The 13,408-nt window shown below is 67.8% G+C and carries 12 protein-coding genes and 1 tRNA gene; 3 read left to right on the top strand and 10 right to left on the bottom strand.

All coding sequences use genetic code 11. From position 1 onward, the window contains the following. The first annotated feature begins 234 nt into the window (after positions 1–234). The gene (gene ppc, locus ABD355_RS21760) at positions 235–2,976 is read left to right on the top strand and encodes a phosphoenolpyruvate carboxylase (protein WP_344402189.1); all 2,742 of its coding nucleotides are present in this window, start codon (positions 235–237) and stop codon (positions 2,974–2,976) included. A 65-nt stretch (positions 2,977–3,041) separates the two neighbouring features. On the opposite strand, the gene ABD355_RS21755 is transcribed toward ppc, so the two are convergent. From ABD355_RS21755 to ABD355_RS21720, 8 genes are all read right to left on the bottom strand, one after another. Then, entirely contained in the window at positions 3,042–3,731 is a 690-nt protein-coding gene (locus ABD355_RS21755) for an LPXTG cell wall anchor domain-containing protein (RefSeq protein WP_344402188.1), read from the bottom strand. Between the two features lie 135 nt (positions 3,732–3,866). After that, positions 3,867–4,382, bottom strand: a complete 516-nt coding sequence (locus ABD355_RS21750) for a hypothetical protein (protein ID WP_344402187.1) — start codon at positions 4,380–4,382, stop codon at positions 3,867–3,869. A 42-nt stretch (positions 4,383–4,424) separates the two neighbouring features. Beyond that, the gene (pth, locus tag ABD355_RS21745; protein WP_344402186.1) at positions 4,425–5,027 is read right to left on the bottom strand and encodes an aminoacyl-tRNA hydrolase; all 603 of its coding nucleotides are present in this window, start codon (positions 5,025–5,027) and stop codon (positions 4,425–4,427) included. A 69-nt stretch (positions 5,028–5,096) separates the two neighbouring features. Then, entirely contained in the window at positions 5,097–5,693 is a 597-nt protein-coding gene (locus ABD355_RS21740) for a 50S ribosomal protein L25/general stress protein Ctc (protein ID WP_344402184.1), read from the bottom strand. Between the two features lie 206 nt (positions 5,694–5,899). Beyond that, positions 5,900–6,880, bottom strand: a complete 981-nt coding sequence (locus ABD355_RS21735; protein WP_115907715.1) for a ribose-phosphate diphosphokinase — start codon at positions 6,878–6,880, stop codon at positions 5,900–5,902. Positions 6,881–6,955: 75 nt separating this feature from the next. Continuing rightward, entirely contained in the window at positions 6,956–8,404 is a 1,449-nt protein-coding gene (gene glmU, locus ABD355_RS21730) for a bifunctional UDP-N-acetylglucosamine diphosphorylase/glucosamine-1-phosphate N-acetyltransferase GlmU (protein ID WP_344402183.1), read from the bottom strand. Between the two features lie 122 nt (positions 8,405–8,526). Continuing rightward, a tRNA-Gln gene (locus ABD355_RS21725) sits at positions 8,527–8,602 on the bottom strand. A gap of 14 nt (positions 8,603–8,616) precedes the next feature. Next, entirely contained in the window at positions 8,617–9,477 is an 861-nt protein-coding gene (locus ABD355_RS21720; RefSeq protein ID WP_344402182.1) for a hypothetical protein, read from the bottom strand. Between the two features lie 167 nt (positions 9,478–9,644). On the opposite strand from ABD355_RS21720, the gene ABD355_RS21715 reads away from it, so the two are divergent. After that, positions 9,645–10,949, top strand: a complete 1,305-nt coding sequence (locus ABD355_RS21715) for a sensor histidine kinase (protein WP_344402181.1) — start codon at positions 9,645–9,647, stop codon at positions 10,947–10,949. Between the two features lie 24 nt (positions 10,950–10,973). Here ABD355_RS21715 and ABD355_RS21710 read toward each other — a convergent pair whose 3' ends face one another. Next, positions 10,974–11,468: an SUKH-3 domain-containing protein gene (locus ABD355_RS21710; RefSeq protein WP_344402180.1), complete on the bottom strand. Its 495-nt coding sequence runs from the start codon at positions 11,466–11,468 to the stop codon at positions 10,974–10,976. A gap of 74 nt (positions 11,469–11,542) precedes the next feature. Beyond that, positions 11,543–12,079 carry a YwqJ-related putative deaminase gene (locus tag ABD355_RS21705; RefSeq protein ID WP_344402179.1) on the bottom strand — a complete coding sequence of 179 codons (537 nt, stop codon included), beginning with the start codon at positions 12,077–12,079 and terminating at the stop codon, positions 11,543–11,545. Between the two features lie 295 nt (positions 12,080–12,374). Between ABD355_RS21705 and ABD355_RS21700 the strand changes: the two genes are divergently transcribed. Further along, positions 12,375–13,403 carry an SMI1/KNR4 family protein gene (locus ABD355_RS21700; protein ID WP_344402178.1) on the top strand — a complete coding sequence of 343 codons (1,029 nt, stop codon included), beginning with the start codon at positions 12,375–12,377 and terminating at the stop codon, positions 13,401–13,403. Positions 13,404–13,408: the final 5 nt, after the last annotated feature.

Here is a 13,408-nt window from a genome sequence, read left to right as displayed (position 1 = left end):
CGGTCCCTACGGTTCCGTAACCTACGGCGTCGTAAGTATGGCAGCGAGTCACCCGGCGGCAAGAGCCCGAAATCATGCGCGTCCGCATGGACACCTATCCTGGAGTCGGTCGGACAGCGCGGTCCGCTCTGATTCCTTTCCCGGATGTCAGGGCCGTATGCGGCGCCCGCCGCGCGGCCCCGGGCACCGGGTTCCCCTCCCGGACGAGCTTCAACACTGCAAGGAGCCGCACCTGTGAGCAGTGCCGACGACCAGACCGTGTCTCAGACGAGCACCAGCAGCGAACTGCGCGCCGACATCCGGCGGCTGGGCGACCTCCTCGGCGAGACCCTCGTGAGGCAGGAGGGCCCCGAGCTGCTGGAACTCGTCGAAAAGGTCCGCCGCCTCACCCGCGAGGACGGAGAGGCCGCCGCCGCACTGCTGCGCGGCACCGAACTGGAGACCGCGGCCAAGCTGGTCCGCGCCTTCTCCACCTACTTCCACCTGGCCAACGTCACCGAGCAGGTGCACCGCGGCCGCGAGCTGCGCGCCAAGCGCGCCGCCGAGGGCGGCCTGCTGGCCCGTACCGCCGACCGGCTGAAGGACGCCGACCCCGAGCACCTGCGCCAGACGGTCCGCCACCTCAACGTGCGCCCCGTGTTCACGGCGCACCCCACCGAGGCCGCGCGCCGGTCGGTCCTCAACAAGCTCCGGCGCATCGCCGCGCTCCTGGAGACCCCGGTCATCGAGTCAGACCGCCGCCGCTACGACACCCGTCTGGCCGAGAACATCGACCTCGTATGGCAGACCGACGAACTCCGCGTCGTCCGCCCCGAGCCCGCCGACGAGGCCCGCAACGCCATCTACTACCTCGACGAGCTCCACGCCGGAGCCGTCGGCGACGTCCTGGAGGACCTCACCGCCGAACTGGAGCGCGTCGGCGTCAAGCTCCCCGACGACACCCGCCCCCTCACCTTCGGCACCTGGATCGGCGGCGACCGCGACGGCAACCCCAACGTCACCCCCCAGGTCACCTGGGACGTCCTGATCCTCCAGCACGAGCACGGCATCAACGACGCCCTGGAACTCATCGACGAACTCCGCGGCTTCCTGTCGAACTCCATCCGCTACACCGGCGCCACCCCAGAACTCCTCGACTCCCTCCAGGCCGACCTGGAACGCCTCCCCGAGATCAGCCCCCGCTACAAGCGCCTCAACGCCGAGGAGCCCTACCGCCTCAAGGCCACCTGCATCCGGCAGAAGCTGGAGAACACCAAGCAGCGCCTCGCCAAGGGCACCCCGCACGAGACCGGCCGCGACTACCTCGGCACCAGCGAGCTCCTTCAGGACCTCACCCTCATCCAGACCTCCCTGCGCGAACACCGCGGCGGCCTCTTCGCCGACGGCCGCATGAACCGCACCATCCGCACCCTCGCCGCCTTCGGCCTCCAGCTCGCCACCATGGACGTACGCGAACACGCGGACGCCCACCACCACGCCCTCGGCCAGCTCTTCGACCGCCTCGGCGAGGAGTCCTGGCGCTACGCCGACATGCCCCGCGACTACCGCGCGAAGCTCCTCGCCAAGGAACTCAGGTCCAGAAGGCCCCTCGCGCCCACCCCGGCACCCGTCGACGCACCCGGCGAGAAGACCCTCGGCGTCTTCCAGACCGTCAAGCGGGCCCTGGAGGTCTTCGGACCCGAGGTCGTCGAGTCGTACATCATCTCCATGTGCCAGGGCGCCGACGACGTCTTCGCCGTCGCCGTCCTCGCCCGCGAGGCCGGCCTCATCGACCTGCACGCCGGCTGGGCCAGGATCGGCATCGTGCCGCTCCTGGAGACCACCGACGAGCTCAAGGCAGCCGACACCATCCTGGAGGACATGCTCTCCGACCCGTCCTACCGGCGCCTCGTCGCGCTGAGGGGCGACGTCCAGGAGGTCATGCTCGGCTACTCCGACTCCTCCAAGTTCGGCGGCATCACCACCAGCCAGTGGGAGATCCACCGCGCCCAGCGCCGACTGCGCGACGTCGCCCACCGCTACGGCGTGCGGCTGAGGCTGTTCCACGGCCGCGGCGGCACCGTCGGCCGCGGCGGCGGCCCCTCCCACGACGCGATCCTCGCCCAGCCCTGGGGCACCCTCGAAGGCGAGATCAAGGTCACCGAACAGGGCGAGGTCATCTCCGACAAGTACCTCGTACCGTCCCTGGCCAGGGAGAACCTCGAACTCACGGTCGCGGCGACCCTCCAGGCCTCCGCCCTGCACACCGCCCCCCGCCAGTCCGTCGAGGCACTCGCCCGCTGGGACGCCGCCATGGACGTCGTCTCCGACGCCGCCCACGCCGCCTACCGCCGCCTCGTCGAGGACCCCGACCTGCCGACCTACTTCCTCGCCTCCACACCGGTCGACCAGCTCGCCGACATGCACCTGGGCTCGCGGCCCTCCCGCCGCCCCGGCTCAGGCGTCTCGCTCGACGGACTGCGCGCCATCCCCTGGGTCTTCGGCTGGACCCAGTCCCGGCAGATCGTCCCCGGCTGGTTCGGCGTCGGCTCCGGCCTCAAGGCCCTGCGCGAAGCCGGCCTGGACACCGTGCTCGACGAGATGCACGAACAGTGGCACTTCTTCCGCAACTTCATCTCCAACGTCGAGATGACCCTCGCCAAGACCGACCTGCGGATCGCCGCCCACTACGTCGACACCCTCGTCCCCGACGAGCTCAAGCACGTCTTCGACACCATCAAGGCCGAGCACGAGCTGACCGTGCGCGAGGTGCTGCGGGTGACCGGCGAGGACGAACTGCTCGACGCACAGCCCGTGCTGAAGCAGACCTTCGCCATCCGCGACGCCTACCTGGACCCGATCTCCTACCTCCAGGTCACCCTCCTCAAGCGCCAGCGCGACGCAGCGGCCGCCGGCGAACAGCCCGACCCGCTGCTCTCCCGCGCCCTGCTGCTCACCGTCAACGGCGTGGCAGCGGGTCTGCGCAACACCGGCTGACAGCCCCCGCACATGAGGGTGCCCCCGGGCTCGTACGAAGCCCGGGGGCACCCTCCTGCCGTACATCAGGCCCTGCGCCGACGCACCACCAGATAACCGCCACCGGCCACCAGCGCCGCCGCGACACCCGAGAGCAGGCCCACCGGAGCACTGTTGCCCGTCTCGGCCAGGCCACCGCCGGAACCACCCTGCGGGGACGCGGAAGAGGACCCGGAAGCCCCGGACGAAGGCGAAGACCCGGGCGACGACGGAGACGAAGACGACGACGCCGACGGAGACGACGACGGAGACGACGAGGAAGACGCCGACGGCGAAGGCGTCGAACCGCTGCCGCCGCCCTGCGAGTCCTTGCAGTCCGTCCAGAACACCTTGTGCTTCGCGGCGCCCTTCTCACCGTCGAAGTTCCAGAACAGCTTGTAGTGCCCGTCGGGCAGCGACATGTCCGCCGTACGGCCATGCCCCTCGGCGTCGAGCGTGATGGCGCCGGTCTTCACCGTCTTGCCCTTCACACCGGCCGTCGGAGCCCAGGCCTCGATGTGCCAGTCGACCTGCTGGACCGCGTCGAAACCGAACGCGTCCAGATAGAACGTGCAGACGTGCGGCTCGTTCCGCTTCAGCTCCTCGCCGGTGGTGGCGTCATGGATCTTCACAGTCCCGTTGTCACCGGGAACAGTGGCGTGAGCGGCAACAGGCGCCGAGAACAGCGCCGCCGCGGCGACGGCGGCCAGCGCGCCGGCGCGAGTGAGGGTACGCATGGGGCAAGTCCATCTTCGAGTTACGGACGGGAAGATGTGGAGGGGGCAGCTCAGCATCGAGCCACACCTGACCCAAGGTCAATCACGAACACACAACGCTCGGACTCTCCACAGGACGGAGAACGGGAAAACCCGTCAGATAGTCACGAAAGCTGCCGTCAGCAACACGACCCCCGACCCCGCCATGACCCACCCGGCCCGCGTCCGCCCCAGCCCCCCGGCCACCACCACCGACGCCAGCAGCAACGCCCCGCCGAACGGAACCCACGCATACAGAATCCCCGCCGGCCCCGACCGCACGACCTCATCGCTGCCCGGCTTCACCACCACCGTGTACGTCCGCCCCTTGCGCACCGCAACCGTCTTCTCGATGACCACCCGGTCACGACCCGAAGAACCCTGCGAAATCGGCGTATAGCGACCCCAACACGTATCGTCCCCGCACCGCGCCACCTCGATCGTGCCGCGCTCCCGCCCCTTGGTGAGCATCACATACGGAGCCGTCCGCCACGACGCCCACACCCCGGCGATCAGAATCACCACCGCAACCGCACCCATCGCCGCAAACCGCCCGAACCGCAAAGCGGCAACCGAGGCCCGGCGCGAAACCAGACGGGACGAGGCGGCAGTGGCAGGCATGGCCGGGATCATTGGCCATGCCCCCACACCAGGTCAACTCCAGTGAGGGACAAGTCAGGAGTTGTACGTGCTTTGCGCCCGCTCCAACCCCTCGATCACCAGACACTCCACCGCATCCGCCGCACGGTCCACGAAGTAGTCCAGCTCCTTGCGCTCCGCCGAGGAGAAATCCCTCAGCACAAAGTCGGCGACCTGCATACGACCAGGAGGCCGCCCGATCCCGAACCGCACCCGGTGATACTCCGCCCCGAACGCCTTCGTCATCGACTTCAACCCGTTGTGCCCGTTGTCCCCACCACCGAGCTTCAGACGAAGGGTGCCGTAATCGATGTCCAACTCGTCATGCACGGCCACGACGTTCGCCACCGGCACCTTGTAGAAATCCCGCAGCGCGTTCACCGGACCGCCGGAAAGATTCATGTACGACATCGGCTTCGCCAGGATCACCCGCCGGTTCGCCGGACCGACAGGCCCGATCCGCCCCTCCACGACCTGCGCCTGAGCCTTCCCCGCCCGCTTGAACCTCCCCCCGATCCGCTCGGCCAGCAGATCCGCCACCATGAACCCGACGTTGTGCCGGTTCATCGCATACTCGGGTCCGGGATTCCCGAGGCCGACGATCAGCCAGGGGGCATTGGCAGGGGTGGTCACGTCCATGTCTCCTTGTACGCGCCAGCCGCTGCCCCCTGAGGGAACAGCGGCTGAACGAAACGACGACGGTGAGGATCAGGCCTCGGCGACCTCTTCGCCCTCGGCACCCTCGCCCTCGGCGGCCTCCTCGGCCTGCGAGGCCAGGACCTGAAGGACGACAGCGTCCTCCTCGACGGCCAGCGTGGTGCCCTTCGGCAGCGTGATGTCCTTGGCGAGGACGGAGGCACCGGCCTCCAGGCCCTCAACGGACACGGTGACGGACTCAGGGATGTGCGTGGCCTCGGTCTCGACCGGCAGCGCGTTCAGGACGTGCTCCAGCAGGTTGCCACCCGGGGCCAGCTCGCCCTCGGTGTGCACCGGGATCTCGACCGTGACCTTCTCGCCACGCTTGACCAGCAGCAGGTCCACGTGCTCCAGGAAACCCTTGATCGGGTCACGCTGAACCGACTTCGGGATCGCCAGCTCGTTCGTCTTGCCGTCGATGTCCAGAGAGATCAGGACGTTCGGCGTACGCAGCGCAAGCAGCAGGTCGTGACCCGGAAGGGTCAGGTGCAGCGGGTCGGAACCGTGACCGTACAGAACACCGGGAACCTTGCTGTCACGACGGATACGACGGGCAGCACCCTTACCGAACTCGGTACGGGTCTCGGCGGTGAGCTTCACCTCGGACATGATCACTCCTCGTACAAAACAGGAACGGACGTGGTCACCCGGCCACGAACGGCCTGCTACGAAGAGCGCGTCGATAACGGACCGCCATACCCCGCCAAAAAACGGGTACGGCCTCCCTCGCCGAGCAACTGCAGCAGTCTACTCGGCCAAGGAGGCCACACCCAAAACGATCTCCGACAGAGGCAGCGTCCGCCGGCGCAGAACCCTTACTGCTCGTCGAACAGGCTCGTCACCGAACCATCCTCGAACACCTCACGCACCGCACTCGCAATCGTCGGCGCAATCGACAACACCGTGATCTTGTCCAGATCCCGGCCCAGCTCAGCCGGCGTCGGCAGCGTGTTCGTGAACACGAACTCACTCACCCGCGAGTTCTTCAGACGGTCCGCAGCGGGACCGGACAGCACACCATGCGTGGCCGTCACGATCACGTCCTCCGCACCGTGCGCGAACAGCGCATCGGCCGCGGCACAGATGGTGCCACCAGTGTCGATCATGTCGTCGACCAGCACACACACCCGACCCTTCACCTCACCCACGACCTCGTGGACGGTGACCTGGTTCGCGACGTCCTTGTCCCGACGCTTGTGCACGATCGCCAGCGGCGCACCCAACCGGTCACACCACCGGTCCGCCACCCGCACCCGACCCGCATCCGGCGAGACCACGGTCAGCTTCGCCCGGTCGACCTTCTGACCCACGTAGTCCGCAAGCAGCGGAAGCGCGAACAGGTGATCCACCGGCCCGTCGAAGAAGCCCTGAATCTGGTCCGTGTGCAGATCCACGGTCAGAATGCGGTCCGCACCCGCCGTCTTCATCAGATCAGCCACCAGCCGCGCCGAGATCGGCTCACGACCACGGTGCTTCTTGTCCTGCCGCGCATAACCGTAGAACGGCACGATGACGGTGATGGACCGCGCCGAAGCCCGCTTCAGCGCATCGATCATGATCAACTGCTCCATGATCCACTGATTGATCGGAGCCGTGTGGCTCTGGATCACGAAACAGTCAGCCCCACGCGCCGACTCCTGATAACGGACGTAGATCTCACCGTTCGCGAAGTCGAACGCCTTCGTCGGGACGACGCCGACCCCCAGCTGCTGGGCGACCTCCTCGGCAAGCTCGGGGTGGGCGCGGCCGGAGAAGAACATCATCTTCTTCTCGCCGGTCGTCTTGATCCCGGTCACAGCTGTCTCCTCAGAGGTGTCTCAACTGGGTGTGCACTTATCACGGTACGCCGTGTCCGGCGCCCCCGTTTCCGGTCAGTCTTCGCTCTCGACCTGCCGAGACGCCGCCTCGGCCGCCTGCGCCGCCGCGCTCCCCGGACGCTTACGAACCACCCAACCCTCGATATTCCGCTGCTGACCACGGGCCACAGCGAGCGAACCGGGCGGCACATCCTTCGTGATCACGGACCCCGCAGCGGTGTACGAGCCGTCCCCGACAGTGACAGGAGCCACAAACATATTGTCCGCACCCGTCCGGCAATGCGACCCGACCGTCGAGTGGTGCTTCTCCTGACCGTCGTAGTTCACGAACACGCTGGCAGCACCGATGTTCGTGTAATCGCCGATCGTCGCGTCACCGACATAGGAGAGATGAGGGATCTTGGTCCCCTCGCCGATGGTGGCGTTCTTCGTCTCGACGTACGTACCGATCTTGCCCTTCGCACCCAGGCGGGTCCCCGGACGGAGATAGGCGAACGGACCGACCTTCGCCTGCGGACCGACGTACGCACTGTCGGCCACCGTGTTGTCGACACGCGCCCCGGCGTCCACCTGGGTGTCCGTGAGACGCGTGTTGGGCCCGACCTCAGCACCCTCACCGAGGTGCGTGGAGCCGTGCAGCTGCGTACCCGGGTGGACGACCGCGTCCTGCTCGAACGTCACGGTCACATCCACCCAGGTCGTCGCCGGATCGATCACCGTGACGCCGGCGAGCATGGCACGGATCAGCAGCCGGTCGTTCAGGATCCGCCGCGCCTCGCTCAGCTGCACACGGTTGTTGATCCCGGCGATCTCACGGTGATCACCCGCGACCGAGGCACCCACACGGTGACCGGCCTCGCGGAGAATCCCCAGGACATCCGTCAGATACTCCTCACCCTGACTGTTGTCCGTACGCACCTTCTTGAGCGCATCCGCCAGCAGCGGACCGTCGAACGCGAAGACACCGGAGTTGATCTCACGGATCGCGCGCTGCGTCTCGGTGGCGTCCTTGTGCTCCACGATCTCGGTGACCGCACCGGTCGACTCGTCGCGGATGATCCGCCCGTAGCCGGTGGCGTCGGGCACCTCGGCGGTCAGCACGGTGACGGCGTTGGAATCGGCGGAGTGCGTGTCGGCGAGCTGCCGGAGCGTTTCGCCCGTGAGCAGAGGGGTGTCGCCGCACACCACGACGACCGTGCCGTCGACACTGCCGCCGAGCTCGTCCAGGGCGATGCGTACGGCGTGCCCCGTGCCGTTCTGCTCCGCCTGCACGGCGGTGCGTACGGCAGGGTCGGCCTCGGCGAGGTGCGCGGTGACCTTCTCGCGGGCGTGCCCCACCACGACGACGAGGTTCTCGGGGTCCAACTCACGGGCGGCGGCGAGCACATGCCCCACGAGGCTGCGGCCGCAGATCTCGTGCAGGACCTTGGGTGTGGCCGACTTCATACGGGTGCCCTCACCCGCTGCGAGAACGACGACGGCTGCCGGGCGAATGGCGCTCACGGGGTTGCCCTTCGGCTGTGGAGTGAGTGGGGACATCCGCAGGATACCGGGGCGTTTCTTGGGGGACATGGGAGCGGGCCCTGACGGTGCGGTCAGGGCCCGAACTCAGGTCTTGTGTGCTGTGGCTCCCCCGCAAGGATTCGAACCTTGTCCTACTAGATCCAAAATCTAGTGTGCTGCCAGTTACACCACGGGGGACAGCCCTTCAGACCTTACCGGAGACGTGACTGTGCCTGGGCCACGATTCCGTTCCACCAACCCTCGATGCGGTTGTACAGGTCAGCGCTCCTTGCCACCCCGATGACCAAGCAACCGTGGTAGTCGTCGCCGGTGTTCTTCCGGACGGTCTTCGGGTTGTGCTTCTTGAGCGTCGGTTTGGCGAAGACCGAAGCGTCGACCTCAGCGATCTCTGCCCAGAATCGGTGCGCAGCGTCGATGTCGGCGGACTCGTGGATGAGCACGCGGAAGCCCAGGCGTTCCCGGTTCACGTCGAGCAGGTCCAGCCAGGCAAGGTAGGTCTGGATCACGCCCGGGTCGCTGTTCACGAAGATGGCGCGCTCTCGGCGGTCGTAGGGCTTGCTCTTCGAGCCTTCGGCCCAGTACAGCGCGACTCCCGCCATGAAGAGTTCGCGGTCCGTCAGCTCGCCGATTTCCCTGCGGGCGCCGAGCTTGGTCTTCTTGCGCTCTTCGTTGTCCGCTGCGCGTCGCCTAGCCAGACCTTCCTGCATGAGGGCCCGCTGTTCCTCCGGTGTGTATCGAGGCTTGGGCCTTGGCAGATCTCGAACCCAGAGCGAGACCGAGCTCCTGGAGCACCCCAGCTCCGCTTCGATCTGGTCGTACGTCCAGCCCTGCAGTCGCAGCTCCCGTGCCTTCTCGCGCAGATCGTCCTTGGCGTTCGGGCGCTTGGTCCACTCCGGCGGCGGTTCCCCCTTCACCAACTGGTTGAGGATGTCGTTGTTGAAGATCTTCAGCTCGTCGCGGATCTGCCGAAGGCTGTAGCCCTGCCGCCGCAGCGCAACCGCTCGCTCCCGCAGTCCCTCGAAGTCGGCATATTTGCCGTGTGAATGTGCCATGGGCATACCGTCAGGGCGGAATCCGGGCTTCCGGGGGCGAACAATGTGCGATTCAGCAGTTCGAGGGATATCGGTCTGTTTCGCTTACGTTCGGTTACGGAGTGTGGTGTAGACCCATCGCGAAAACTCGCCGGAAAACGGGGCGTGGGCGCCCGTAGGCTGGAGGCATGACCACGACGGGGGAAGTGCATGCGGCGGCCCGGGGAGGGCCGTGGTGGTGGGCCAGGTGGCGCGGTGCGGCACTGGACGTGAGCTTGGCTTTTGTGTCCGCGGTGGAGTGTGCGTTCGAGGGTGTTCGGTTCGCTCGGGACGCGGGGATTCCGGTGGCCGCGGGGGTTGTGTTCGGGGTGTTGGCCGGCTCGGCCCTGGTCGTGAGGCGGCAGTGGCCGATTGCTGTGGTGTTGGTGTCGATCGCCATTACGCCGGCCCAGATGGGTTATCTGATGGGGGTCGTCGGGCTGTACACGCTCGCCGCTTCCGAGTTGCCGCGGCGGATCATCGGTTCGCTGGCGGGGATGTCACTCGTCGGCATGTTGATCGTGATGTTCGTGCGGGTGCGGCAGGACATGTCGCGGGGGTCGTGGGATCTGGGGGACTGGTTCGTTCCGTTTGCTGCGATCACGACGGCGATCGGGATGACTGCGCCGCCGTTGCTTCTGGGGCTTTATGTCGGGGCTCGGCGTCGGTTGATGGAGAGCTTGCGGGAGCGCGCGGACAGTCTTGAGCGTGAGTTGCAGTTGCTGGCCGAGCGGGCTGAGGAGCGGGCCGAGTGGGCGCGGAACGAGGAGCGGACTCGGATTGCGCGGGAGATGCATGACGTGGTCGCCCACCGGGTGAGCCTCATGGTCGTGCACGCTGCCGCGTTGCAGGCCGTTGCCCGTAAGGACCCGGAGAAGGCCGTCAGGAATGCCGTGTTGGTGGGGGACATGGGGCGGCAGGCGTTGACCGAGTTGCGGGAGATGCTCGGGGTGCTGCGGAGTGGGGACGGGGTGCGGGGGGCTGAGCGGTCTGTTCCCTTGGCTGCGGTGGGGGTGGCCGCTGCGGCGGCGGCTTCGAAGGCGGTGGATGAGGGGGAGGGGCCCTGTCTGGAGGAGTTGGAGGAGCTCGTCGGGCAGTCGGCGGCCGCGGGGATGGTGGTGGCTCTGTCCGTGGAGGGGGATGTGCGGTCGTATGCCGCTGAGGTGGAGCAGACGGCGTATCGCGTGGTGCAGGAGGCGTTGACGAACGTCCACAAGCATGCGGCGGGTGCGAAGACGTATGTGCGGCTTGCGCATCGGGTGTCGGAGATTGCGATGCAGGTGGAGAACGAGCCGCCGCCGGAGGTGGCTTCGGCGTCGTCGGCGCGGTTGCCGTCCGGGGGGAACGGTCTGGTGGGGATGAAGGAGCGGGTGACCGCGCTGGGTGGGGTGTTTGTGTCGGGGCCGACGGATGCGGGGGGTTTCCGGGTGTCGGCGGTGATTCCGGCGGCGTAGGGGCCGCTGCCTGTTTGCGGGGGTTCAGCCGGCTGTCAGTCGTACGGGTTCGATGCCTGAGATGAGGGCGCCGAGGGCTTGGTCGATGTCGGGGCCGAGGTACCAGTCGCCTGTGTGATCGAGGGCGTAGATGCGGCCTTCGGTGTCGACGGCGAGGAGGGAGTGGGTCTCTGTCTCGGTGCCGAGGGGGCTGACTTCGGTGTCGAGGGCGCGGCCGAGGTCGTTGAGGGTGCGGGCCATGTGGAGGCCGTGCAGAGGGTCGAGGTGGAGGGTTGCGGGGGCGATCTGGCGGCCGGGTCCGGTGGGGGTGATGTGGAGTCCGCCGAATTCGGCCCAGGCTTCTACGGCGGCGGGGAAGACGGCGTGGCGGTGGCCTGCGGGTGAGGTGTGGTCGCGGAGGGCGTCGGCCCAGATCTCGGCCTGTTTTATGTCCCAGCGTCCGGGTTGCCAGCCGGCGGCGCGGAGGGCGGCGTCGACGGGTACGGGGAAGCGGGTGGTGGAGGTGCGGTCGGGGTGCATCTGCCCTTCGATCGTCGAGTTCGCTGGGATCACGGTGCGGCGGGGGGCCGGTGTCTTGCTTGAGGTTGGGGGGTTCAGCCGTCTGTTGCCGCGGGGTCGACGATGCGGACGCCGTAGTGGGCGCTGAGGGCGGTGCAGGCGCGGCAGGGGGTGGCGAAGCTGCCGTGGAGGGGGTCGCCGTCCTCGCGGATGCGGCGGGCGGTGAGTTTGGCCTGTTTGAGGGCTTTGCGGGCTTCGCCGTGGGTCATGGGTTTGCGGGTGGCGCGTTTGCTGCGGGCGGCGTCGGCGGCGGCTATGTGGCGGGAGATGAGGATGGTTTCGGCGCAGCGGCCGGTGAAGCGGTCGCGTTGGGCGCTGGGGAGGGTGTCGAGGAAGTCCTGGACGAGTGGGTGCAGGGGTGGGGGCTGGTCGCCGCGGGCGGCGGTGCCGGTGAGGGTGGCGCCGCGGACGGAGAGGGCGGCGGCGATGGTGGGGAGTATGCCGTCGCGGCGGTGGAGGAGGGTGGGTGCGTGGGGGGTTTCGGTGGCGCTCCAGCCGATGCGGGGGTCGCCGGACGGCCCGGTGTGCGGTGCCGTGTGTGGTCCTGTCTGCGTCGCGTTCATGATCGTCATCCCCTCCCGAGCCTCCCCCGGAGGTCACAGAGTGCCAAATGCCGTGGCTGGTGCGGAAGCTGGGGCGGTGCGACACGCCCGGGTTTGGGCGGGCTGTCACGGCGGGGTGACGGCTGGTCACGGAAGCGGAGGGTGGCTGACCGGTGCCCGGTGACCGGTGCGGTCGTACCGCATAGGCTGTCGGCACCGCGATCCACGCGGCGGACGTGTGGAGAGGGTTGTACAGGAGATACGGGGCGGGTTGGCCGGTGGCGGTCATCGCGGTCCGTAACGAACGCCGCAGGGGGCAACCGCCATGACGACAGGTCGGCTCGGGCTGGGGGCACCGCCCAGCCGCCAGGCTGGGGGACAAGCCGCGCCGCCGAACGCGGCCTATGCCGGGCAGGTCGTGCATTTCCCGGATCCGGTCCGGGCGGCACGTCACCCGAGAGGGGTACGTGTGGATGAGCGCGGTTACCCCGTTTTCTCGCCCTATGCGCGTGCTGCTGCGGAGATCGCGGAGCCGCCGGAGGGTTTCGGTGTCGACGAGTTGCGGCTGACGGACTACGTCTCGGCGAATGCGGCGCTTGCGGCCTCCGGTCATGAACTGTGGGACACGGTGCCGGCGGTGGCGACGCCGCATGGTTGGACGTGGCATCACGTGGTGGGTTCGCGGCGGCTGGAGTTGGTGCCGGTCGAGGTGAAGGCGTTGCTGCGGCATCACGGGGGGATCGCGACGGCGGCGGTGGATCAGGGCAAGCGGGGGACGCGGCCGTTGCAGGAGACGCGACCGGCGCATTTCGGGCTGCCGAAGTCGGGTGTGGCGGTGACGGAGTCGCAGGTGCAGGGGGTCGAGGAGGACCTCGGGTATCGGCTGCCGGGTGCGTACCGTTCGTTTCTGAAGGCTGCGGGTGGGTGTGCGCCGGTGGGTGCGGCGCTGGATGCCGAGTTGGGGTTGTTGGTCGACCAGCCGTTCTTCACGGTGCGGGACGAGGCGGCGGTCAATGATCTGGTCTACGTCAACAAGTGTCTGCGTGACCATCTGACCAAGGATTACTTGGGTGTTGGGTTTGTGCAGGGCGGGTTGCTGGCGTTGAAGGTGAAGGGCGAGCGGCCCGGTTCGGTGTGGTTCTGTGCGTATGACGACGCGCGGGATGTGGATCCTTCGTGGGCGCCGGCGGATCGGGTGGAGCGGTTGTTGCTGCCGTGCGGTGAGGACTTCGATGCGTTCTTGTCGCGGCTTGCGGGCAATCCGCCGGAGTTGGAGACGGTGGCGAATCTGATGGTGGACGGCGGGTTCGCGCATTCCGTTCCGGTCTCTTCCGTCTCTTCGGTGGGGGAGTGAGCGTT

The organism is Streptomyces longisporus (assembly GCF_039532765.1).
Lineage (GTDB): Bacteria > Actinomycetota > Actinomycetes > Streptomycetales > Streptomycetaceae > Streptomyces > Streptomyces longisporus.
The sequence above is the reverse complement of the archived record's forward strand: the minus strand, read 5'-3'. Positions and strand labels throughout refer to the sequence as shown.